The organism is Amycolatopsis sp. Poz14 (assembly GCF_006704225.1).
In the GTDB taxonomy this organism is placed as follows: domain Bacteria; phylum Actinomycetota; class Actinomycetes; order Mycobacteriales; family Pseudonocardiaceae; genus Amycolatopsis; species Amycolatopsis nivea.
This window is the reverse complement of record NZ_JACLHD010000001.1, coordinates 8,840,918-8,863,053: the sequence shown is the minus strand read 5'-3', so window position 1 is coordinate 8,863,053 and position 22,136 is coordinate 8,840,918. Positions and strand designations below refer to the sequence as shown.

General features: G+C 68.1%; 17 protein-coding genes, 2 tRNA genes and 1 riboswitch. Of the genes, 11 read left to right on the top strand and 8 right to left on the bottom strand.

Translation table 11 applies throughout. The features are described 5' to 3' along the window. The first annotated feature begins 147 nt into the window (after positions 1 to 147). The 6 genes from FKO37_RS41205 to FKO37_RS41180 all read left to right on the top strand — a co-directional run bounded on the left by FKO37_RS41205 (position 148) and on the right by FKO37_RS41180 (position 7,868). Positions 148 to 1,188, top strand: a complete 1,041-nt coding sequence (locus FKO37_RS41205) for a 3-isopropylmalate dehydrogenase (RefSeq protein WP_037811756.1) — start codon at positions 148 to 150, stop codon at positions 1,186 to 1,188. Positions 1,189 to 1,193: 5 nt separating this feature from the next. Further along, positions 1,194 to 1,322, top strand: a riboswitch (cobalamin riboswitch). Between the two features lie 758 nt (positions 1,323 to 2,080). Next, a complete protein-coding gene (locus tag FKO37_RS41200; protein WP_238608414.1) occupies positions 2,081 to 3,154 on the top strand; it encodes an iron ABC transporter permease in 1,074 nt (357 codons plus the stop codon). Then, a complete protein-coding gene (locus FKO37_RS41195; RefSeq protein ID WP_134665572.1) occupies positions 3,155 to 3,943 on the top strand; it encodes an ABC transporter ATP-binding protein in 789 nt (262 codons plus the stop codon). Positions 3,944 to 4,127: 184 nt separating this feature from the next. Further along, a complete protein-coding gene (locus FKO37_RS41190) occupies positions 4,128 to 4,940 on the top strand; it encodes an ABC transporter substrate-binding protein (protein ID WP_238607910.1) in 813 nt (270 codons plus the stop codon). Positions 4,941 to 5,150: 210 nt separating this feature from the next. Then, complete coding sequence (gene cimA / locus FKO37_RS41185; protein WP_238608413.1) at positions 5,151 to 6,815, top strand: citramalate synthase; 1,665 nt, start codon at positions 5,151 to 5,153, stop codon at positions 6,813 to 6,815. Positions 6,816 to 7,097: 282 nt separating this feature from the next. Beyond that, the gene (locus FKO37_RS41180; RefSeq protein ID WP_037811749.1) at positions 7,098 to 7,868 is read left to right on the top strand and encodes a fumarylacetoacetate hydrolase family protein; all 771 of its coding nucleotides are present in this window, start codon (positions 7,098 to 7,100) and stop codon (positions 7,866 to 7,868) included. Between the two features lie 542 nt (positions 7,869 to 8,410). On the opposite strand, the gene FKO37_RS41175 is transcribed toward FKO37_RS41180, so the two are convergent. Further along, positions 8,411 to 9,649 (bottom strand): FAD-dependent oxidoreductase, encoded by a 1,239-nt coding sequence (locus FKO37_RS41175; protein WP_238607909.1) that lies wholly within the window; start codon positions 9,647 to 9,649, stop codon positions 8,411 to 8,413. A 1,259-nt stretch (positions 9,650 to 10,908) separates the two neighbouring features. On the opposite strand from FKO37_RS41175, the gene FKO37_RS41170 reads away from it, so the two are divergent. The 3 genes from FKO37_RS41170 to FKO37_RS41160 all read left to right on the top strand — a co-directional run bounded on the left by FKO37_RS41170 (position 10,909) and on the right by FKO37_RS41160 (position 11,940). Next, positions 10,909 to 11,655: an HAD family hydrolase gene (locus FKO37_RS41170; RefSeq protein ID WP_240016015.1), complete on the top strand. Its 747-nt coding sequence runs from the start codon at positions 10,909 to 10,911 to the stop codon at positions 11,653 to 11,655. A 49-nt stretch (positions 11,656 to 11,704) separates the two neighbouring features. Next, positions 11,705 to 11,776 (top strand) — tRNA-Gln (locus tag FKO37_RS41165). A gap of 91 nt (positions 11,777 to 11,867) precedes the next feature. Next, positions 11,868 to 11,940: transfer RNA gene (locus FKO37_RS41160), tRNA-Glu, on the top strand. A gap of 75 nt (positions 11,941 to 12,015) precedes the next feature. Here FKO37_RS41160 and FKO37_RS41155 read toward each other — a convergent pair. Beyond that, positions 12,016 to 13,071 carry an FAD-dependent monooxygenase gene (locus tag FKO37_RS41155; RefSeq protein WP_238607907.1) on the bottom strand — a complete coding sequence of 352 codons (1,056 nt, stop codon included), beginning with the start codon at positions 13,069 to 13,071 and terminating at the stop codon, positions 12,016 to 12,018. Between the two features lie 85 nt (positions 13,072 to 13,156). On the opposite strand from FKO37_RS41155, the gene FKO37_RS41150 reads away from it, so the two are divergent. Then, positions 13,157 to 13,645 carry a TetR/AcrR family transcriptional regulator gene (locus FKO37_RS41150; RefSeq protein ID WP_238607906.1) on the top strand — a complete coding sequence of 163 codons (489 nt, stop codon included), beginning with the start codon at positions 13,157 to 13,159 and terminating at the stop codon, positions 13,643 to 13,645. On the opposite strand, the gene FKO37_RS41145 is transcribed toward FKO37_RS41150, so the two are convergent. From FKO37_RS41145 to FKO37_RS41120, 6 genes are all read right to left on the bottom strand, one after another. Continuing rightward, positions 13,642 to 14,142, bottom strand: a complete 501-nt coding sequence (locus FKO37_RS41145; protein WP_051728872.1) for a MarR family winged helix-turn-helix transcriptional regulator — start codon at positions 14,140 to 14,142, stop codon at positions 13,642 to 13,644. The two genes, FKO37_RS41150 and FKO37_RS41145, sit on opposite strands and share 4 nt — an antisense overlap. A 156-nt stretch (positions 14,143 to 14,298) precedes the next feature. Next, on the bottom strand, positions 14,299 to 15,207 hold the full coding sequence (locus FKO37_RS41140; RefSeq protein ID WP_043827830.1) for a glycine betaine ABC transporter substrate-binding protein: 909 nt from the start codon (positions 15,205 to 15,207) through the stop codon (positions 14,299 to 14,301). A 33-nt stretch (positions 15,208 to 15,240) separates the two neighbouring features. Next, complete coding sequence (locus tag FKO37_RS41135; protein ID WP_043827831.1) at positions 15,241 to 16,125, bottom strand: proline/glycine betaine ABC transporter permease; 885 nt, start codon at positions 16,123 to 16,125, stop codon at positions 15,241 to 15,243. Continuing rightward, on the bottom strand, positions 16,118 to 17,344 hold the full coding sequence (locus tag FKO37_RS41130) for a glycine betaine/L-proline ABC transporter ATP-binding protein (RefSeq protein WP_238607905.1): 1,227 nt from the start codon (positions 17,342 to 17,344) through the stop codon (positions 16,118 to 16,120). The genes FKO37_RS41135 and FKO37_RS41130 overlap by 8 nt, the downstream gene beginning before the upstream one ends. A 740-nt stretch (positions 17,345 to 18,084) precedes the next feature. Beyond that, a complete protein-coding gene (locus tag FKO37_RS41125) occupies positions 18,085 to 18,708 on the bottom strand; it encodes an HU family DNA-binding protein (RefSeq protein WP_037811736.1) in 624 nt (207 codons plus the stop codon). A gap of 1,140 nt (positions 18,709 to 19,848) precedes the next feature. After that, positions 19,849 to 20,550 (bottom strand): IclR family transcriptional regulator, encoded by a 702-nt coding sequence (locus FKO37_RS41120; RefSeq protein ID WP_009074079.1) that lies wholly within the window; start codon positions 20,548 to 20,550, stop codon positions 19,849 to 19,851. A gap of 145 nt (positions 20,551 to 20,695) precedes the next feature. On the opposite strand from FKO37_RS41120, the gene leuC reads away from it, so the two are divergent. Then, positions 20,696 to 22,120: a 3-isopropylmalate dehydratase large subunit gene (gene leuC, locus FKO37_RS41115; RefSeq protein ID WP_238607904.1), complete on the top strand. Its 1,425-nt coding sequence runs from the start codon at positions 20,696 to 20,698 to the stop codon at positions 22,118 to 22,120. Positions 22,121 to 22,136 lie beyond the last annotated feature (16 nt).

The following is a 22,136-nucleotide window of genomic DNA, read 5'->3' as shown; positions in this document are numbered from 1 at the left end:
AACGGGTGTCTCACCCTGTGGGAGGATGCGGCATAAGGGTGGTGCGGCTACGGCACCTTGTCTACGGCCGGTAACCTTCCGCTGCTGGCGTTTTTGTGCGAATGGGCCATCGGTGCGCCCGGTGGCCTGGGCTACGGAGGTGTGTGGATGCGGCTCGCGGTGATCCCAGGGGACGGGATCGGGCCCGAGGTGGTCTCCGAGGCGCTCAAGGTGCTCGGTGAGGTAGCACCGGCGGCGGAGATCACGAACTACGACCTCGGCGCCTCGCGGTGGCACGCCACCGGGGAGCTGCTCCCGGAGTCGGTGCTCGGCGAACTGCGCCAGCACGACGCGATCCTGCTCGGCGCGGTCGGCGACCCGACGGTGCCCAGCGGAATCCTCGAGCGCGGCCTGCTGCTGCGGCTGCGGTTCGAGCTGGACCACCACGTGAACCTGCGCCCGGCGCGGCTGTACCCCGGAGTGCGCGGCCCGCTGGCCGACGCCGGGGACGTCGACATGGTCGTGGTGCGCGAAGGCACCGAAGGCCCGTACGCGGGCAACGGCGGTCTGCTGCGCAAGGACACCGAGCACGAGATCGCCACCGAGGTCAGCGTCAACACGGCCTTCGGCGTGCGACGCGTGGTCGCGGACGCGTTCAACCGCGCCGAAGAGCGGCCGCGCAAGCACCTCACGCTCGTGCACAAGACCAACGTGCTGGAGCACGCCGGTTCGCTGTGGTCGCGGATCGTCGAAGAGGTTTCGCTGGAGCACCCGGACGTCACCGTCGCGTACTCGCACGTGGACGCCGCCACGATCCACCTGGTCACCGACCCGTCGCGGTTCGACGTGATGGTCACCGACAACCTCTTCGGCGACATCATCACCGACCTCGCGGCCGCGGTGACCGGCGGCATCGGCCTCGCGGCCAGCGGGAACCTCGACATCACGCGCCGGAACCCGAGCATGTTCGAGCCGGTGCACGGCAGCGCTCCGGACATCGCCGGCCAGGGTCTCGCGGACCCGACCGCCGCGGTGCTCTCGGTGTCGCTCCTGCTGGACCACCTCGGCCAGAAGGAAGCGGCACGGCGGATCGAGGCCTCGGTGGCGTTCGATCTCGCCACGCGCGACCAGTCGTCCCCCGGCGCGACCCAGGCGATCGGCGACCGCCTCGCGGCGCTCGTCTCGTCCAACGCGCGTCAGGCCGGCTGACCGCCTGATTTTTTTCGGACCCCCGCCGCGGAAGCCGGTCGAATTCCGGCGCTGACCCGCAACGGTAGGCCTTCGGCTCCCTCTCCCGGGAGCCGAAGGCGAGCCCGATACCGGCGGAGGTTCCTCGAACCTCGTCCCCTCCCGTCGTGGTCTGCGGGAGACGACACTCCCGCCGCCGGCGGCTGCCGTCTTTTGCGGGCCCAATGTCTCGATTGGGTCGTCGCCGGTGGTTTTTTCTGAAGGACGTTCTGCTTCTCCCGAGCCCGTGGTCGACGAGGCCGGGGATTCGCCGGTTTCCGGCGACGGTGGTTCTGGTGTTTCGCCATCCAGCGGCGATGGCGGTACGCGCGGCTCGAGCCGACAGGGTGGTCCTCCTGCTACGGCGGGTTCGCCACTTCGTGGTAACTCGGGGCAGCGCGGCGAGTCGCCGATCGGTGAGTTGCAGGCCGACAACTCGGCTCGCCGTGAGTTGGGTGGCTCCGGGGCTCGCGATGCCTCGCCGTTGGATGGCCAATCCTCGGGGGAGGGGCGGGGTTCGCCGTTGAGTGGCGAACCTCAGCGCCGACCGGTTGTGTCGCCGTGGACTGGCGAATCTCAGAGCCAGCGGGTGACGTCGCCGTTGAGTGGCGAACCCGAGGGCGAGCGGGCGGCGTCGCCGTTGAGTGGCGAATCCCCGGGCGAACGGGCTGTGTCGCTGTCGAGTGGCGAACTCGAGAGCCAGCGGGTTGTGTCGCCGCAGATTGGCGAACCTGAGAGCCAGCCGGTTACGTCGCCATTGAGCGGCGAACCCGAGAGCGAGCGGGCTGCGTCGCCGTTGAATGGCGAACCCCAGCACAAGCAGGTTGTGTCGCCGTGGACTGGCGAATCGCAGGGCCAGCAGGCTGCGTCGCTGTTGAGTGGCGAATCCCAGGAGGGGGCGGTAGCCGTTCAGCGGCGGCGGCCGTTGACGCCGGTGCTGCTCGGGCTTGGGGTGGCGTTGCTCGGGTCGATTGTCATCGCTGTCGGGATCGGGACGGTGGCGGTACCGGTCACTCACACGTGGGCCTTTCTCCGCGCGGGGCTGTTCGGCGGGACGATCAGCCCGGACGAGGTCGGGGAGTACCGGATCATCTGGGACCTTCGGCTTCCTCGCGTTCTGCTCGCGGTGGTTGTCGGCGCTGGGTTGTCGACAGTGGGCGTCGCGATTCAAGCGATGGTGCGCAACGCGCTCGCCGAGCCGTACGTGCTGGGGATTTCTTCTGGCGCGTCTGTCGGCGCGACTGCGGTGACGTTGTTCGGCGTCTTCGCGTCGCTCGGGATCTACGCGTTGTCGGTCGGGGCGTTCGTGGCCGCGCTCGCCGCAACTTTGATCGTTTATCTCGTCGCCCGCACGCGGCAAGGACTCACACCGCTGCGTCTGGTGCTCACCGGAACGACGTTGTCTTATGGGTTCTTCGCGATCACCACGGTCATCGTCTTCCAGGCACCGAACGGCGAGGCTGCGCGGTCGGCGCTGTTTTGGCTTCTCGGCAGCCTCGCCGGCGCGAATTGGGGCACGCTGCCGATCGCCGCGATCGTGGTGGTCGGCGGGGTTTTGTTGTTGCTGGCGCTGGCCGGTCGGCTCAACGCGCTTGCTATGGGTGACGAAGCGGCGACGACCCTTGGCGTTGACGTCGGGAAACTGCGGATCCTCCTGTTCATCGTTTGTGCTGCCATGACGGGGGTTCTGGTGGCGGTGAGCGGGGCGATCGGGTTTGTCGGGCTGATCCTTCCGCATCTGGTGCGGCTGGTCGTCGGTGCCGATCATCGCCGGGTGCTTGCCGTGGCACCGCTGGCCGGCGCGGTCTTCCTGGTGTGGGTGGACGTCGCGGCGCGGGTGCTCGCCGCACCCGAGGAGTTGCCGATCGGGGTGCTGACCGCGGCGGTCGGGGTACCGGCCTTCCTGCTCTTGATGCGTCGTCGCGCCTACGTGTTCGGAGGTGCGTGAATGGACCTCTCGCTCAACGGCGTCAGCGTGACCGCGGCCGGTCGCACGCTGGTCGAAGACGTGACCCTCGAAGCACGGCAAGGTCAGTTCGTCGGACTGCTCGGCCCGAACGGCAGCGGAAAGTCGACGACGCTGCGCGCCGTCTGCCAAGTGCTCAAGCCGTCGGCCGGAGCTGTTTTGGTCGACGGTCGACCGCTGGACGGTCTCGCACCGCGGAAGCGGGCGCGCGCGATCGCCGCGGTCGCGCAGGAAGCGCACGCGGAGTTCGACTTCACCGTCGCCGAAGTGGTGGCGATGGGTCGAATGCCGCATCACGGCCTGCTCGACCGCATGAGCGCGGCCGACCACCGGTTGTGCGCCGCCGCACTGGCCCAAGTGGGCCTGGCGCACCTGGCCGAGCGAGGCGTGCTCACCTTGTCCGGCGGCGAACGGCAGCGGGTGCTGATCGCGCGTGCACTCGCGCAGCAGCCCCGGATCCTGGTGCTCGACGAGCCGACCAATCATCTCGACATCCGGCACCAGCTCGAAGTCCTCGCGCTCGCACGCACCAGCGGACCTACGGTGCTGGCCGCGCTTCACGACTTGAACCTCGCCGCCGCCGTGTGCGACGTGGTGCACGTGCTCGACCACGGCCGTCTCGTCGCGAGCGGAACCCCGGCCGAGGTCCTCACGCCCGCACTGCTCGCCGAGGTGTTCGGCGTGCGCGGGCATGTGGTGCCGCATCCCGCCACGGGCCGTCCGCAGTTGTTGTTCGACCTGCTCGAGTCCCAGGAGGACAGTCATGCGTAGGACAGTCGCGTTGCTCGTGACGGTCGCCCTCGTCGCCACCGGATGCGGCGCTCAAGTGTCCGAAGGGGACAGTCGAGCGGCCCCGGCTGGGTTTCCGGTGACGGTGACCAATTGCGGTTCGTCGTTGACCGTGTCCAAACCTCCTTCTCGGGTCGTGACGAATGACATCGGCATCACCGAGCTGATGTTCGCGCTCGGCCTGGGCGACCGGATGGCCGGTTACGTGGTCGGCAAAGGACAGTCCGGTGGCGTGGCCTCGTCGCCGTGGAAAGCCGATTTCGCCAAGGTGCCCAAGCTTGCGGAGAAGATCAACCGTGAGGTGGTGCAGGGCGCGGGAGCGGACCTCGTGTTCGCGGGCTGGAACTACGGCTTCTCGGAAGCAACCGGGTTCACCCCGGACTCCCTCGCGAAGCTGGGCATCTCCAGCTACTTGCTCACCGAGGCCTGCCGCAACGGCAATGGCAAGCAACGGGGCATCATGCGACCGCTCGACGCGCTGTACACAGACATGCGCAATCTGGGGAAAATTTTCGGAATCAGTGATCGTGCAGAACGTTTGATCGAAGAGTACCGCGCACGGGTCGCCGCTGTCACGAACGCGGTTCCGGCCGGACGGCCGAAACCCAAGGTGTTCCTCTACGACGACGGCCGTGACCAGCCATTCACCTCCGGACGCAACGCGGGCCCGGACGAAATCATCACCAAATCGGGTGGTGCCAACATCTTCGCCGACCTCAACGACAGCTGGACCAGTGTCAGCTGGGAAGCCGTGATCCAGCGAGCGCCGGACGTCATCCTCATCAACGACTACGGCGGCGAGGTCGGCAGCGTGGCCGACAAGGAGAACTTCCTCCGGTCGCGTCCTGGTCTGCGCGACATCCCGGCGGTGAAGGAGGGACGCTTCTTCGCGCTGCCGTACGCGGCTTTGGTGGAGGGGCCGCGAAATGCGGCCGCGGTCGAGGAATTCGGCCGCTATCTGGCGAAACTGCCCGGCTGACGACTCTCAGAAGGTGGGATGCTTCGCCCGGCGTTTGGAAGCCGGGCGAAGCTGTGGCATGATGGCCGACATGACCGCCATCTCCGTCATTATTGCCTTGCGCGCCGGATAGACGCTCCACAAGAGCTACCGGCGCGCAACCTCTCGCACCCATGCGGGAGGTTTTTTTGTTGCCTGGACCAGGTTCTGCCCCGCCACAAGGAGAACACCGTGACCCGCACGGAACCCGCCGGCACGCCGCTCGGCGATGCCTTCCACCTCTACGACACTACTTTGCGCGACGGTGCTCAGCGCGAAGGGATCACCTACTCCGTCACCGACAAGCTGGCTGTTGCGCGGCTGTTGGACGAGCTGGGGGTCGGGTTCATCGAGGGTGGCTGGCCGGGTGCGTTGCCGAAGGACACGGAGTTCTTTTCCCGCGCTGCACAGGGAGAATTGCCGCTCAAGCACGCTGCGCTGGTTGCGTTCGGATCCACCCGCAAGGCCGGAACTGCGGCTGACAAGGATCCGCAGGTCCGTGCGCTCTTGGACTCGGCGGCCCCGGTCGTCACGTTGGTGGCCAAATCGGACCTTCGGCACATCGAGCGAGCGCTGCGGGTCGACGTCGACGAGGCGTGCGCGATGGTGCGGGACACAGTCGCTTTCCTCGTCGGCGAAGGACGTCGCGTTTTCCTTGACGCAGAACACTTTTTCGACGGTTATGCCTTCTCTCCCGAAACCTCGCTGCGGGTGCTCGACGCTGCGGCGCACGCCGGCGCGGACGTTCTCGTGCTGTGCGACACCAACGGTGGGCAGTTACCGCTAGGACTTGCCGAAACCGTAGGCGAGATCAAGGAAAAGACCGGATTCCGACTCGGAATCCATTGCCAGGATGATACTTCCTGTGCCGTGGCGAACTCTGTCGCCGCGGTACAGGCCGGTGCGACGCACGTGCAGTGCACCGCGAACGGCTACGGGGAGCGGGCAGGCAACGCCGACCTGTTCGCCGTAGCGGGAAACCTCGTGACCAAGCTTGGAATGGAGGTCCTCCCGACCGGAGGAGCCGCCGAGCTCACTCGCGTCTCCCATGCTTTGGCCGAAATCGCCAACCTCGCACCCGACACCCACCAGGCTTACGTCGGGTCGTCCGCTTTCGCCCACAAGGCGGGGCTGCACGCGAGTGCGATCAAGGTGGATCCGTTGTTGTACAACCACATCGATCCGTCTTCCGTCGGCAACGGCATGCGAGTACTGGTCACGGAGATGGCCGGCAGGGCCAGTCTCGAGCTCAAGGGACGTGAACTCGGGGTCGACCTTGCCGGCCGGCCCGACGCACTCACGAACGCGGTGCGGAAGGTGAAAGAACTCGAATCGGAAGGCTGGTCGTTCGAAGCGGCCGATGCGTCGCTGGGGCTGTTGCTGCGTCGCGAGGTCGAGGAGGTTTCCGGCGAAAAGTCGGATCCGCCGCCGTTCGAGCTTGAGTCGTACCGGGTGGTGCTGGACCACCGCCAGGACGGCGAAGTCGTCTCCGAGGCGACGGTGAAGGTGCACGTCGCGGGCGAGCGAGTCATCGCGACCGCCGAAGGGAACGGCCCAGTGCACGCCCTCGACGCGGCGCTGCGCCAGGCGCTGACGCCGTATCTGTCCTGGTTGGACAGCATGGAGCTGGCTGATTACAAGGTGCGGATCCTGCCGTCGAACCCAGGGACGGACGCTGTCACGCGGGTGCTTCTCGAAACTAGTGACGGCGAACACGAATGGACGACGGTGGGCGTGCACGGCAACATCGTCGAGGCGAGCTGGCTGGCGTTGTGCGACGCGTTGGTGCACAAGAGCCTGGCCGTCGCGTCGGAACCGTCGGTGCCCGAGCTGGGGGTGGCTGCTGTGGGCGGGTGATTCCGGCTTTCCTGCTGGGGGGCGTTGAGGCTTTCGGGTCTGGCCTTCGTGCGGGTGGTATTGCGGCTCACAATCGGGTCGTTGGTGGCCGTGCGTGCTGGTGCTGAGGCTGGCTTGTACTTGCGGTCGTTTCTGGCCGGTGCGATGGTCCGTTCGCGCCAGTTGTGTCACGTCAGGTCACCTGGTGCGAGGGGTCCGTTCGCGCGGAATGGAGCGAGGGGGGGGGACTGTCGCGCACGCTCGGGGTGCGCGACAGTCGGTGGGGGTACGTAGACTGGTGCCGTGCGTCTAGCTCGTATTGCTCATCCCAGTGGTGTCGCGTTCGCTTCGATCGAGGGGGACGGCGACGATGCCCAGGTCCTCGAGATCGCGGAACATCCGTTCGGCCAGCCGAACTTCACCGGCAAGCGCTGGCCGCTCGCCGACGTCCGGCTGCTCGCGCCGATCCTGCCGTCGAAGGTGATCGCGGTCGGCAGGAACTACGCGAAGCACGCGGCGGAGTTCGGCAACGAGGTGCCGTCCGCGCCGATGCTGTTCATCAAGCCGTCCACGACGGTGGTCGGGCCGAATGCTCCGATCCGCCGTCCGTCGGACGTCGGACGCGTCGACTTCGAGGGCGAACTCGCGGTCGTCATCGGACAGCCGGTCAAGAACGTGCCCGCGGCCCGCGCCGCCAGTGCGATCCTCGGCTACACGGTCGCGAACGACGTGAGCGCGCGCGACCTGCAGAAGTCCGACGGCCAGTGGGGCCGGGCGAAGGGGTTCGACACGTTCTGCCCGCTCGGTCCGTGGATCGACACGTCGATCGACCCGTCCGACCTGGCGCTCCGCAGCGAGGTCGACGGCGAGTTGAAGCAGGACGGCCGTACCTCCGACCTCGTGCACAAGGTGCCCGAACTGGTCGAGTTCGTGTCGCGGGTGATGACGCTCCTTCCCGGCGACGTGATCCTCACCGGCACGCCGGAGGGGGTCGGTCCGATCGTCAACGGGCAGTCGGTATCCATCACGATCGACGGCATCGGGACTCTGACGAACCCGGTTCAGGACCTCTGAGCTGGGTGTCGCCGTTTGGTGGCGACGGTGCTTGGGCGGGTTCGGGTGTTGCCGTTTAGCGGCGACAGCGGCTCGGCGGAGTGCGTTCGGGCGTTGCCGTTTAGTGGCGAATGGTCGCTGGCGAGTGGTCGGCGCTGTCGCCGCGGGGCGGCGAGAGGTGACTGGTGCTCGGGCTGGTTAGTGGTCAGCGCTGTTGCCGGTAAGTGGCGAATGACCGCTGGCGCTTCGCTTGCCGAGCGGTCGGTGCTGTTGCCTCGGAGCGGCGAAACACGATCGGTGCTGAGCTGGCTGGGAGTCGGTGCTGTTGCCGGTAGGTGGCGAGAGCGCAGCTGATCGTCAGTTGGCGAGTTGGTGGCGTTGTGGCCGCTGGGTGGCGAGAGCGCTGATGGTCAGTCGGCGGGTCGGTGGCGTTGTTGCCGTTGGGTGGCGAAACCCATTCCTGTTTCCGGCTTTGCCCACCGGCGGGTGATGCCGGTGGGCGGGTGCGTCGCGCGGGCGAGAGGTGCTCGGCGTTGCCGGTTCGCGGCGAATCCGGCGGTGGCTTAGCGGCTGGCCGGTTCTGCTGGGCGGCGGGCGAAGGCTGGGGCGGATTCCCGGCGGATGCCTACGCCGATGAGGTACGCCGGGACTCGAGCGAGTTTCGGGAAGCGCCTGAGCAGGGTGATCAATTGTGCGGGCGGGCCGTCGGCGTGGCCGGTCATTACGGGGCCCATCACGCGGCGGTGGAGAAGGCGTTGCAGCCCCTGAACGGCGACGGTCGGCAGGAGGCGACGGCGGCGGACTGCGGTGAGGTCCTTTTCGGTCGGTTTGCCGCGGAGGAGCGGCTCGGCCAGTAGCCTCGCGGCGGCGACGGCGTCTTGGACCGCCAGGTTGATTCCGACGCCTCCGACTGGGGACATCGCGTGGGCGGCGTCTCCGATGCACAGCAGGCCGTCGACGTGCCAGCGGTGCAGGCGGTTGAGGCGGACGTTGAGGAACTTGACGTCGTCCATGGACTTCAGTTCGTGCACTCGGTCGGCGAATTCCGGGCAGACCTCGGTGACGTCGCGGCGGAAGCTTTCGATGCCGGCGTCGTTCAGGTCCTTGCCCTTCGGCGTGAGGTAGGCGATCTGGTAGTAGCCCTTGCGTGGCAACGGCACCGCGAAACGGTGGTTGCGCATCCTCGGCATGAGCGTGGCTTCCTGTTCCTCGGGCTTCCGGGAGAGGCGGAACCACCAGGCGTCGAACGGGGTGTAGTACTCGCGCGGGGTGAGGCCGGCTGAGCGGCGGGCCAGTGACCAGCGGCCGTCGGCGGCGAGGACCAGGTTGGCTTTCAGTTCGCCTTCGGTGCCGTCTGCGGTGCGGTAGCGGACGCCGGTGACTCGGCGGCCCGAGCGGAGCAGGCCGGTCATTTCGGTTTCGAGGCGCAGGGTGAAGGTCGGCTCCTTCTGCGCTGTCTCGGCGAGCAGGTCCAGGAAATCCCATTGGGGGACCATCGCCACGTACGGGCGGGGGACGTTCAGCAGGGACATGTCGGCGAGGGTCAGCGCGTCGCCGTCGGGAGTGGGGAGTCCGACGGTGGTCACCTTGGTGTGCGGGAGCGCTTCGAATTTCTCGCCCAGGCCCAGTTCGTCCAGGAGCCTGAGGGTGGACGGGTGGACGGTGTCGCCGCGGAAGTCGCGGAGGAAGTCTGCGTGCTTTTCCAGCACGGTTACCTCTACGCCTGCTCGGGCCAGCAGCAAACCCGCCACCATGCCTGCCGGTCCGCCGCCGACTATGACGCAGCCCGTGTGCTCGGTCATCTTCCCCAGCTCCCTCTTATTCATCGCCTGTTGAATAACACCGAGGATGCACCTTGGGCGGAGGGCGCGTCAAGTCGGCCGATGGGGTGGGGGTCAGGCGTGGGGTGGGTGTCGGGGAGTGCGGTTGGGGCCGGAGCTGGTGGAGGCTCCGGGGCGGGGCGGGGCGGGGCGGGACGAGGTAGGCGAGGCAAGGCGAGGCGAGGCAAGGAAGACGAGGCAGGCAAGGCGAGGCGCGGCAAGACGAGGCAGGCAGGGCAAGACGAGGCAGGCAGGGCAAGACGAGGCAGGCAGGGCAAGACGAGGCAGGCAAGGCATGGTGAGGAAGGCATGGCGAGGGAGGGATGGCGAGGGAGGGATGGCGAGGGAGGGATGGCGAGGGAGGGATGGCGAGGGAGGGATGGCGAGGAAGGCATGGCGAGGAAGGAGAGGGGGCAGGAGAGGGGCTGTCTCAGCGGCGATGGGCAGCAATGACGCGGTCGAGAGCATGTTTGCCAACCGGGGATCGTGATCAGGATCGGCTTTGCCCGCCCGGGATCGTGGGTGGGATCGGCTTTGCCCGCCGGGGATCGTGGGTGGGGTCGGTTCTGTCCACCGGGGATCGTGGGGCGGGATCGGCGGAGCGCGGTGTCTTCAGGGAGAGCGCGGAACTGCCACTGGCTGGTGTCGGCAGCGGAGTTGATGTAGTCCGCGGGCGGCCAGAATGTGGGGAGTTTGCGTAATGGCACGTGGTTCGCGTATGTGGATCTCCGGTGGCATGAGGGGTCGCTGCCATCTGGCCGGAAAGATCAGGACGGCAGTATTTCCGGAAAGGATTTCGGGTGGTTAGTTCGGTCGCGGAACTTATGCGTGGTTGTTGTTGCTTTGAGGACAGTCACGGCTGAGGGCGGCCGACTTTGTGGGCGGGGAAAGGGTTGTGGCTACAGGGTTTCGCGGCGGAAGCGGGAGGGGGCAGTGGGGCGAGCACCGAGGGGGACCGTTCGGAATTGGTAAGTTTTCGAAGGGGAGCGTGGAGTAAGCGGCTTTCACCCGCTCGGCCCTCTGGGGCGGTGGTGAACGTCACGGGGCGGACACTTTGTGCACCGGCGGTAGAGCCGGTCAGCGGCAACGGCTCTGGGGTAATCACCTTTTTGGCCGCGTTGCGAACGCGGCGAGTGCCCTAGCCTCACGGGGTGGATTTCGCCCCGGCCGCTCTGTCGCGTGCTCGTACTGCCCCGCCGGCCGCTGCCGGTCGCGAACCGTGGGCTCCTCCTGAGTTGAGTCTGGTTTGCCTCGACATCGATGACACGTTGATCGACTGCACCGCCGCGATCCGGCGTACGTTGCACGCGCTCACGGGGCGCGACGATCTTTGGCCGTTGTGGGATTTGATCACCGAGGAGCACGTCGCGCTCGTGGTGGCGGGGAAACTCGGTTACGACGTCATGCATCACCGGCGTACTGAATGTTTCCTCGCCGAGTTGGGGATCTTCGGCGACTCCGCGCAAGTGAGCGCGTTCGAGGCGCGCCGGCGGGAGATTCTGGCTCGGTCCTGGCGGTTGTTCGACGATGTTCTTCCTTGCCTGGAATGGCTGCGCGCCGCGGGGCTTCAGCTGGCCGCCGTGACGAACGCCTCAGGGGTTCATCAGCGGCAGAAAATCGCGGAACTCGGGCTGGCGCCGTATTTCGACCACGTCGCGATCGCGGGGGAGGTCGGGGTCGCGAAACCCGATCCGGTGATGTTCCACTCGGTCTGCCTGGCGCTGGACTGCCCGCCGGAGCGCACGGTGCACGTCGGGGACAAGCTCGACACCGACGCGATCGGCGCGTTCGACGCCGGGCTCGGCGCGGTCTGGCTCGATCGCGACGGGACCAGTCGCACCGGCGAGCGGGCGCCTGAGGGGGTGCACACCGTGGCGGGGCTCGGCGAGCTTCCTGAGCTGCTGGTTTCGGAGTACGCGACGGTCGGCGTGCCTGCTCCGCGGGCAGCGGGGACCCCCGCTGCGACGGTCCGCGGCGGGATGTTCTAGTATTTCTTCTCGTGCGGCACTGACCTGGGCAACCGGGAAAGTACCTCACTGGGGTATGGTGTAATTGGCAGCACGACTGGTTCTGGTCCAGTTAGTCTAGGTTCGAGTCCTGGTACCCCAGCTGCAGAGAGGACCCCCTCTCGGAAGTGCGAAAATCGCTTCTGGTAAGTTCTCTCTCGCAAGAAACGCCCCGGAAACGGGGAAGTTCCTAAGCCCCCGTCGTCTAGCGGCCTAGGACGCCGGCCTCTCACGCCGGTAGCGTGGGTTCGAATCCCATCGGGGGTACAGCCAGCCCGGTTGATCGATTAAAGATCAACCGGGTTTTGTTGTATTCGGCGGGAAAACCCGGGCAATCCACGATCACTCCTGCGCGCCGCCGAACATCGCTGCCGCCGCGCGGCCATTCGCCTGGTTTTCGGTCACATACGGCCGGAGTTCGGTCTCGTACTTGGCGAAAGCCTCCGGGTGCGTCGCATCCGCCAGGTGCTGAGCCAGTGAACGGGCGCCGAGCAGGGCCTGCGAGGTGCCCATGCCCGCCGTCGGCGCGGCGCAGTATCCGGCGTCTCCCACCACGGCGATGCGGCCGGTCGACCAGTGGTTCAGGTGTACCTGGGTGCTCGAGCTGAAGTAGAAATCCGCGGCCTCCGACATCGCCTCGAGCAGGCGCGGCGTGTGCCAAGCGTCACCGGCGAAGGCGGCGCGGGTCGCTGCTTCCTGGTCGGCGCGGGGGAGACGGTCCAGGGCTCCTGAGGTCGTTCCGAAGGACAGGCTGACCGTCAGGCGGTCGGGGTCCGCTGAGTTGAACAAGTAGACCGCGGTGCTGTCGGCGGTGCGGAGGAGGCCGCTGTGGTCCAAGTTCAGGAAGTTCGGCATGGTGAAGCCCGCGCCGGAAAGGCCGAGGTGCTGCAGCACTGCTGAGTGCGGGGCGAAGGCCAGTTGGCGGACCTTCGAGTACACGCCGTCCGCGCCGAAGACCAGGTCGTAGGTCCCCGTGGAGCCGTCGGTCAGTTCGGCGGTCACGGCGGCCTCAGTTTGCGTCAGCGACGTGATCGAGGTGCCGAAGCGGTACTCGACATGATCGACAGTCAGGGCGTACAGCAGCTCGTTCAGGACGTGCTTGGGCACCTCCAGCTCGCCCGCGAAAGCTTCGGCGGGCAGCAGGTCTACCTGGGTGCCGTCGCGGTCGACGATGGCGGTGCCGGTCATTTTCGTGTCGTGCCGGCGGACGTCGTCGAGGATGCCCAGCTCGGCGAGGACATCGAAGGCGGCGCCGCGGAAATCCACGGCGTAACCGGTGCGCCGGAGGGCAGGAGCGCGTTCGACGATCGTCACGCGGTGGCCGGCGCGGGTGAGCAACTCGGCGAGGGTTGCGCCAGCCACGCCGGCACCGGAGATCAGGACGTTCGAGGAGGTCATGGGAGAGACCGTAGCCAAGTTTTGTCCATTTGGTCAAACCGTTTGGATAAACCATCTGGACAAGGCTTCGGCTAGGCTGGGCTCCATGGGTAATCGCGAGGATCTGCTGGCCGGGGCGAAGCGCTGCTTGATCGAGCGGGGCTGGGGCAACACGACGGTGCGCGACATCGCGGCCGCGGCGGGCGTCAGTCACGCGGCGATCGGCTACCACTTCGGGTCGCGGGACGCGTTGCTGACGCAGGCGCTGGTCGCGGCGGTCGACGAGCTGGGCGGTCAGGTCGCGGATTCCTCCTTCGACCTGTCCGAGCAGGGGCTGAACCGGCTGATCGACAGCTTCGGCGAGCACCGGGCGCTGTGGGTCGCGCAGCTGGAAGCGCTCGTGCAGGCCGAGCGGTCACCGGACGTGCGCCGGCATCTCGTGCAGGGGCTGCGGGAGGCGCGCGCCGGGGTCGGCGGGGCGGTGCAGAGCGCGTTGGTGATCGGGCTGATGGTGCAGTGGCTGCTCGACCCGGAGGAGGCACCGTCGGCGAAAGAAGTCACCGACGGGATTCGCGCGGTGGCGGCGGAAAGCTAGACCCAGACGGAGTCGGCCGGGTTTCCGGCGGGCGGTTCGCCGCCCGCTTCGGCGAACGCGGTCAGCGCGTCGACCAGGCCGCGGCGGGCCGATTCGGGCATTTTCTCCACGACGGCGGCGATTTCGCGCCGCCGTCGTTGGGTGACGACGCGGACGATCCGGTCGCCTTCCTGAGTGAGTTCGATGACGACCTCGCGCCGGGACGACGGGTTGCCCAGGCGGGCGACCAGCTCGACAGCGACCAGCCGGTCGATCATCCGGCTCGCGGTGGACGGCGTGACGCCGAGATGTTCGGCGAGCGCGGCCTGTTTCAGCGGGCCGCGGGAATGCAGCACCACCAGGAGCCGGAATTGCGGCATCGTGATGAGGTCGCCGACGGAGGCGATGGACCGCGCGGACACCGCGACGAGCAGCCGCGAAGCGGTGAGCACGGCTTCGGTGACCGCGTCGACGTCGTCGGGTACGTCGGTGCGAGCGGAGATCGGCGCGCGAGACATGTTCCCAGTGTGCCGCATCTCGCGGCGGATTCCGCTCGATAACGGTGCTGGGCAACGAATCAGGGGGAATCGGGCCATTCCGGCTGCCCGGCCGGCGGGAAAAAGAAACGACCCCGCGTCCCGGCGAACGGGAGGCGGGGTCGTTCCGGAGCCTGCTCAGAGACCGGCGAAAGCCTGGTCCACGAACTGCTTGTGCTGATCCGCCCACTGCTTGGCGGCGGTCTTTTCCTGGCCCTTCGGAGCCTTCTGGATCGCGTCCTCGAGCGAACCGAGGTCCTCGTCCGACATCTTCAGCTTCTTGGCCACGCCGGCGAGCGCCGGGAAGTCCTTCTCGAAGCCCTTGCGGCCCAGCGCGTGGATCTGCTCGCCCTTGCCCATCGCGCCCTTCGGGTCCTGGAGATCCTTGAGCTGGTAGCGCGAGTACGCCCAGTGCGGGTGCCACAGCGTCACGACGATCGGCTTCTTCGCCTTGATCGAGCTGTCGAGCGCGGCCAGCATCGCGGTGGTCGACGAGTTCTGCAGGGTCATCGCGCCGTCGAGGCCGTACTGCGGGATCGCTTGCTTCTGCACGATGCCCGTCTCGCCCGCGCTCGCCTCGATGCCGGTGATCTTGCCGTCGAACATGCTCGCCTTGTCCTTGAGGTCGGCGATGCTGTTGACGTCCTTCACGTAGTCCGGCACGGCGAGGTTCAGGGTCGCCTTGTCGTACCAGACGCCGAGGTCCTCGAGCTGGTTCTTGTACTGGTCCCAGTACTGCTTGTGCGTCGCGGGCAGCCACGAGTCGAGGAACAGGTCGACGTCGCCCTTCGCGAGACCCGCGTAGATCGGGCCGACGTCGAGCATCTGCGTCTTGACCTTGTAGCCCTTCTCCTCCAGCACCGCCTGGTACAGGTTGGTGAGGGCGACGTCCTCGTCCCAGTTGATGTAGCCGATGGTGACGCTCTTGGCTTCCTGGCTGTTGTTCGACTGGGACTCCCGGCCGCCGCACGCCGCGGTGAGGCCGACCAGGGCCGTCACGGCGGCGCCGATGGCGATGATCCGGCCGAAGCGTTTCGATGTGCGCACTCGTTCGTCCTTTCTCGTTGCGGTGGAGGTGGATCAGGCCGCGTCGGCCCGGCGGAGGGCGCGGCCCACCGCCGAGCGCGCCCCGAGCGAAGAGGTGAGCCGGTCGAGGTAGATCGCCAGCACGACCACGCTGAGACCGGCTTGGAAACCCAGGTCCAGCTTGAGGCTCGTGACCGCGGCGTACACCTCGGCGCCGAGTCCCGGCGCGCCGACCATGCCGGAGATCACGACCATCGACAGCGACAGCATGATGATCTGGTTGATCCCGGCCATGATCGACGGCATCGCGAGCGGGATCTGGATCTCCCGCAGGATCCGCCGCGGCGGCGAGCCGAACGCCTCGCCCGCCTCGACCATTTCCGGGTCGACCTGGCGGATGCCGAGTTCGGTCAGCCGCACGCCCGGCGGCAGCGAGAACACGATCGTCGCCACGACGCCCGGCACGGGGCCGATGTGGAAGAAGAAGATGACCGGGATCAGGTACACGAACGCGGGCAGCGTCTGCATGAAGTCCAGGACCGGCTTCACGATCCGGCTCACCGTTTCGTTGCGCGCGGCCGCGATCCCGACCGGCACCGCGATCGCCACCGCGACCACCCCGGAGACGAGCACCTGCGACAGCGTCTGCATCGCGGACGGGAACTCGCGCAGGCTGTCGATGAGCGCGAACCCGATCGCCGAGCCGACGCCGAACTTCCAGCCGCGCAGCCACCAGCCGAGTGCCGCGAAAAGCACGAGCAGCACCGGCCACGGCGCCCAGGTCAGCGCTGAGGAAAGCCCGGTGATCGCACCGTTGACAATGCTTTCGACGAAATCGAAGAACGGGCCGATGTTGCCCTGCAGCCAGTCGATGATCGCCTTGAACCAGGCACCGACGGGAATCTGCGGCAGATCGCCGACGAGGACGCTGTCAGACACGGGCGTTCACCTCCTGTTCGTCGTTTTCTCCTGAGCTCAGCGCGTTCAGCAGCGCCTCCCGGGTCACCGCGCCGAGCAGCGCGCCCTCGGCGTCGACCACCGCGAGCGGCGCGGGCGCGGAAGCGGCGTGGCCGAACAGGTCGGCCATCTGGGTTTCCGGGCTGGTGCGCGCGGCGGAACGGTCGACGATGCCGGCGATCGTTTCCGTGCCGTTGTCGGCGGCCTCGCTCACCGCGCGCCGGTCGACCGCGCCGGCGAACTTGCCGTCCTCGGTCACCAGCACGCCGGAGAGTTCGTTCCGGCGCATCGTTTCCAGCGCTTCGGTGACGGTCGTGGCCGGGGTGAACGAGATGTCCGCGGGCGCCATCACCGCCGACGCGGTGAGCACCCGGGAACGGTCGACATCGCGGACGAACTTCGCGACGTATTCGTCGGCCGGTTCGGTGAGCATCTCCTGCGCGGTCGCGACCTGCACGATCCGGCCGTCGCGCATCATCGCGATCCGGTCGCCGAGGCGCATGGCCTCGTTGAGGTCGTGCGTGATGAACACGATCGTTTTGCCCAGCTGCCGCTGCAGCGTCAGGAGCTGGTCCTGCATCTCCTTGCGGATCAACGGGTCCAGCGCGCTGAACGCCTCGTCCATCAGCAGGATCTCGGTGTCCGCGGCCAGCGCGCGGGCGAGGCCGACGCGCTGGCGCATCCCGCCGGAAAGCTGACCGGGCAACCGGTCCTCCCATCCGGTGAGCCCCACCATCTCGAGCGCTTCGGCGGTGCGTTCGCGCTGCCGCTCGCGCGGAGCGTTCTGCACGCTCAGCCCGTAGGCGACGTTCTCCGCGACCGTGCGGTGCGGGAACAGCGCGAAGTGCTGGAACACCATGCTCATCCGCCGCTGGCGCAGCTCGCGCACCTCGCTCGCGGACTTGTCGGTCAGGTCGATGTCGTCGACCAGCACCCGCCCGGAAGTGGCCGGGAGCAATCCGTTCAGCGTGCGCAGCAGGGTCGACTTGCCCGAACCGGACAGTCCCATCACCACGAAAATTTCGCCGCGCTCCACGGTGAAGGAGGCGTCGATCACCGCCGCGGTCACGCCGGGCAGCTCCAATTCGGCGCGGTCGGCGCCGTTCTCCAGCTTGCCGACCGCTTCTTCCGCCCGGCGGCCGAACACTTTGTACAGCTTCTCCACACGAACTATCGGCACAGTCGTCTCATGTTCTCGCATTCGGGGTCCTTGCCGGGCGTCATGATTGCATAGACCAACAGTGATCGGAGCCGATCGCGCGACCGCTTCACCGATGACGGCCGGTTTTCGTGGCCCGGCACCCACTTTCGCGGGCGCGGTGCGCGCGCCCGCGAGACACCGGTGCGGCGGCGGGGAAAAGACGGTGTGCGCTGGCGAAACCAGTCCGGATTCGCCGGTTCGCCCGACTGGATTACCGGTGGCGACAGTGCGTGGTTGTCACGTTCGCATAACAACCCGAAAGTCTGTTGTGGACCTTGCGCGGCCTGGGTGATCGCGGACACCCGGCGGCCACGCATGGTGCCGGGCCGGACACGGCAAGGAAACCCCGGAGACCGCTTCGCGCGGGCGTTCGCACTTGCTTGGGGGAACAGGTGATCGACTGGAGGCGGCGGCGAGATGGCCGGTGCGATCGGGAAAACGCAGAGGCGTTCCCTCGATTTCCTTCGCGCTGCGCCGTTGTGGTGCGGCGGGGACAATGCCCGCCGCCGCGGCCCGGCTGTCGCTTCGCGGTCCGCGAGAGCTGTACGGGCAAGCGTGCCAACGGATCTTGGCGGTCGACGCGCTGCTGGGGAATCGACGCGAGGCGCGGGGTCGGCCGTGCGCTGTTTGCTCCGAATGCCGGAGAGCGCATGCGGCGCGGGAAAAAGGGCAGAGATGCGGCAAGCCCCGCCCGGGGAGAAGCCGGGCGGGGCTTGCGGTCTGCTTCCGGGGAAGCGGAGTTACTTCTTCTTCGCGGCCGAGGTGCGCTTGGCCGGAGCCTTCTTCGCGGTCGCCGTGGTCTTCTTGGCGGCCGGCTTGGCGGCGGCCTTCGCCCGCGTGGTGGTGGCCTTCGGAGCCGCCTTGGCCGCGGTGGCCTTGGTGGCGGTCGCCTTGGCGCGGGTGGTGGTGGCCTTCGCGGCGGTGGCCTTGGCGGGAGCCTTGGCCGCGGTGGCGCGGGTGCGGGTGGCGGCCGGCTTGGCGGCGGTGGCCTTGGCGCGAGTGGTGGTCGTCGCCGTGGCGCGGGTGGCGGTCGCCTTCGCGGTGCTGGCGGTCGCACGCTTCACGGCAGTCGCCTTCGGCAGCTTCTTGGAGCCGGAGATGACGTCCTTGAACGTGGTGCCCGCGCGGAACGCCGGAACGTTGGTCTTCTTGACCCGCACGGCTTCGCCGGTGCGCGGGTTGCGCGCGGTGCGGGCGGCACGAGCGCGCTTTTCGAAGACACCGAAGCCGGTGATGGTGACCTTTTCGCCCTTGTGGACGGTGCGGATGATGATGTCGACGAGACCGTCGACGGCTTCCGCGGCTGCCTTCTTGTCGCCGATGCGCTCCGACAGAGCTTCGATCAGCTGGGCCTTGTTGGCCATTCCAGTTCCTCCAACCAGAACTTGTTTTATACGGCCATACAGGCCGAACGCAGTCATTATCACCCATAGACTTCGCAAGTCCAATCGGGACCTGCCTTTTTCGTTGCCGTGTCGGCTAACCGGAGAGCGGGCGAGCCGCCCGAAGCGCCGGATTCTTTCACTGGCCGGAAGACCCGCGAGAGTGCTTGCGGCACCGGCAAAGTCGCATGTGGACAGCCGCTGGCCTGCGGTTTTGCCTTTTCTTGAGGTGTCGTGGCTGGGTCCGGCGGGGGCGCTCGGAGGGCCCGTGCAGCGGCCGGACGGTCTACTGAGGACGATCGAAAACCGCGCGAAAAAGGCTGCCTCGCACGGGCGTGGCGGAGCGGGGGCTGGGCGACAGAGGCGTTCCGCGGGGCGTCGTGGTTGGCGGCGGGGAGGGTCTTCGGGAGGGGCTCGAGGTCGTTCGATCGGGTCGGTGCCGTGGCGGCGGGGGAATCGCGCGGCGGGGCGGAATCGTTCGCGGTGCCGGGTTTGGGTTCGGCTGCGGGGTGCGTTGGGTTCGCGGGACGTCGCGTCGGTGGGATCGGTTGTGGGGGAAGGGCGGTTCTTGGCGGGGTGGCGGAGAGGTGGTCGGGGCTTGGGTTCGTCGCGTGGGGCGAGGGGAGCGGCTTCGCGTTAGGGGAGGGCTGTCGGAGAAGGGCTGAGCGGCGGGGTCGTTCTCCGGGTGGTTCGGCGGTGGCGCTTTGGGTCTGGCTGTCGGGTGGGGTGTGTTCGCGGTAACCCGCGTCAGGATTGTCGACGGGAAAAGGCTGCCTCCTGCCGGTGTGGTGGAGAGGCGGCTGTGGTGGGCGGGCTTTGGATTCGGGGCAGGCGGGCGTCGGCGTGAAAAGGCCGCCTCCCGCCGGGGTGGCGGAGAGACGGTCGGGGCTTTGGGTTCGTCGCGTCGGGCGAGGGGAGCTGCCTTGTGTGAGGGGAGGGTTGCCGGAGAAGAGCTGAGCGGCGGAGTCGTTCCCCGGGTGCTTCGGCGGCGGCGCTTGGGGTCTGGCTACCGGGCGGGGTGTGTTCGCGGTAACCCGCGTCAGGGCTGTCGATGCGAAAAGGCCGCCTCCCGCCGGGGTGGCGGAAGGCGGCCTGGGGTTGGCGCGTGGTGGGAGGCGGGCGTTAGAGGCGTTCCTGGAGCGCGTCGGCGGCGGCGAGAAGATCGGCCGCCCACCGGGCGCCGGGCTTGCGCCCTATGCGTTCGATCGGGCCGGAGACCGATACCGCGGCGACGACGGTTCCGGAGGAATCGCGCACCGGGGCGGAAACGCTCGCGACGCCGGGCTCGCGTTCGGCGACGCTTTGCGCCCAGCCGCGGCGGCGGACTTCGAGCAGAGTGCGTTCGCCGTAAACCGCGTCGGCGAGGATCGTCCGTTGCGTGTGCGGATCCGACCACGCGGCAAGGACCTTCGCGCCCGAGCCCGCCGTCATCGGCAGGCGCGAGCCGATCGGAACCGTGTCGCGCAAACCGCTCGGCGGTTCCGCGGTCGAAACGCACACGCGCTGCACGCCGTCGCGCCGGTAAAGCTGAACGCTTTCGCCGGTGATGTCCCGGAGCTTCGGCAGCACCGAACTCGCCGCGTCGAGCAACGGGTCGGTCGAGCCGCCCGCGAGTTCGGCGAGCGCGGTGCCCGGCCGCCAGCGCCCGTCCGGGCCGCGCCGCAACAGGCGATGCACCTCGAGCCCGACCGCGAGCCGGTGCGCGGTCGCGCGCGGAAGCCCGGTGCGCGTGCACAGTTCCGCCAGCCCGCACGGGTCCTCGGCGACGGCCTGCAGCACGGCCACGGCTTTGTCCAGTACTCCGATACCGCTATGCTGTCCCACGACGCGATACTATCTTCCCGCAGTGTGGGAAGTCCAGAATCTGGGAAAAACGAAACCCGGGCCTGCGGCCAGCCGCGGCTCGCCCCTCCTCACCGGCTCTGTCCGGGTTCCGTGCTCCCGGCCGATCCCGTGGAAGGAGCCGGAGATGACCACCCCCACCGGCAAGGCTCGTACGCTGGCGGAGAAGGTGTGGGACAGCCACCTCGTGCGCCGAGGCGAAGGCGCCGAACCGGATCTGCTCTACATCGACCTCCACCTGGTGCACGAAGTGACCAGCCCGCAGGCGTTCGACGGACTGCGGCTGGCCGGGCGGCAGGTGCGCCGCCCCGACCTCACCATCGCCACCGAGGACCACAACGTCCCCACCGTCGACATCGACCTCCCGATCGCCGACCCGGTGTCCCGCACCCAGGTCGACACGCTTCGCCGCAACTGCAAGGAGTTCGGCGTCCGGCTGCACCCGATGGGCGACGCCGAACAGGGCATCGTGCACGTGATCGGACCGCAGCTCGGGCTGACCCAGCCGGGCACCACCGTGGTGTGCGGCGACAGTCACACCTCGACGCACGGCGCGTTCGGCGCGATGGCCTTCGGCATCGGCACTTCCGAGGTCGAGCACGTGCTCGCCACCCAGACGCTGCCGCTGCGGCCGTTCAAGACGATGGCGATCAACGTCGACGGCACGCTGCAGCCGGGCGTCACCGCGAAGGACGTGATCCTCGCGGTGATCGCCAAAATCGGCACCGGCGGCGGGCAGGGCTACGTCCTCGAGTACCGCGGCAAGGCCATCGAAGAGCTGTCGATGGAAGCCCGGATGACCATCTGCAACATGTCGATCGAGGCGGGCGCGCGCGCCGGCATGATCGCGCCGGACGAGACGACCTTCGCCTACCTCAAGGGCCGTCCGCACGCGCCGAAGGGCGGGGAGTGGGACGCCGCCGTCGCCGCCTGGCGCGAGCTGCGCACCGACGAGGGCGCGGAATTCGACGCCGAGGTCCACCTCGACGCGGACCAGCTGACGCCGTTCGTGACGTGGGGCACCAACCCGGGACAGGGCCTGCCGCTGGGCGATTCGGTGCCCGACCCGGCCGCGATCCCGGACGAGAACGCGCGCTTCGCCGCCGAGAAGGCGCTGTCCTATATGGATCTGAAGCCGGGCACGCCGCTGCGCGAGATCGCGGTGGACACCGTCTTCCTCGGGTCCTGCACCAACGGCCGGATCGAGGACCTGCGCGCCGCGGCCGAGGTGCTGCGCGGGCGCAAGGTGGCCGATTCGGTCCGGATGCTCGTGGTGCCCGGTTCGATGCGGGTGCGCAAGACCGCCGAAGAGGAAGGCCTGGACAAGATCTTCGCCGAGGCGGGAGCCGAATGGCGGCAGGCGGGCTGCTCCATGTGTCTCGGGATGAACCCGGACCAGCTCGCCCCCGGCGAGCGCAGCGCGTCCACCTCCAACCGCAACTTCGAGGGACGGCAGGGCAAGGGCGGCCGCACGCACCTCGTCTCGCCGCTCGTGGCCGCCGCCACCGCCGTGCGCGGGACGCTGTCCTCGCCCGCCGACCTGCCCGCCTGACTTCCCCGAGAGGAGC

What these genes read in the sequence shown, in the direction of transcription:
- FKO37_RS41150 (WP_238607906.1), top strand. Translation starts at nt 13,157, where the DNA reads ATGGGTAATCGCGAGGATCTGCTGGCCGGGGCGAAGCGCTGCTTGATC.
- FKO37_RS41175 (WP_238607909.1), bottom strand. Translation starts at nt 9,649, where the DNA reads ATGACCGAGCACACGGGCTGCGTCATAGTCGGCGGCGGACCGGCAGGC.
- FKO37_RS41190 (WP_238607910.1), top strand. Translation starts at nt 4,128, where the DNA reads ATGTTCGCGCTCGGCCTGGGCGACCGGATGGCCGGTTACGTGGTCGGC.
- FKO37_RS41205 (WP_037811756.1), top strand. Translation starts at nt 148, where the DNA reads ATGCGGCTCGCGGTGATCCCAGGGGACGGGATCGGGCCCGAGGTGGTC.
- FKO37_RS41155 (WP_238607907.1), bottom strand. Translation starts at nt 13,071, where the DNA reads ATGACCTCCTCGAACGTCCTGATCTCCGGTGCCGGCGTGGCTGGCGCA.
- FKO37_RS41130 (WP_238607905.1), bottom strand. Translation starts at nt 17,344, where the DNA reads ATGCGAGAACATGAGACGACTGTGCCGATAGTTCGTGTGGAGAAGCTG.
- FKO37_RS41145 (WP_051728872.1), bottom strand. Translation starts at nt 14,142, where the DNA reads ATGTCTCGCGCGCCGATCTCCGCTCGCACCGACGTACCCGACGACGTC.
- FKO37_RS41125 (WP_037811736.1), bottom strand. Translation starts at nt 18,708, where the DNA reads ATGGCCAACAAGGCCCAGCTGATCGAAGCTCTGTCGGAGCGCATCGGC.
- leuC (WP_238607904.1), top strand. Translation starts at nt 20,696, where the DNA reads ATGACCACCCCCACCGGCAAGGCTCGTACGCTGGCGGAGAAGGTGTGG.
- FKO37_RS41195 (WP_134665572.1), top strand. Translation starts at nt 3,155, where the DNA reads ATGGACCTCTCGCTCAACGGCGTCAGCGTGACCGCGGCCGGTCGCACG.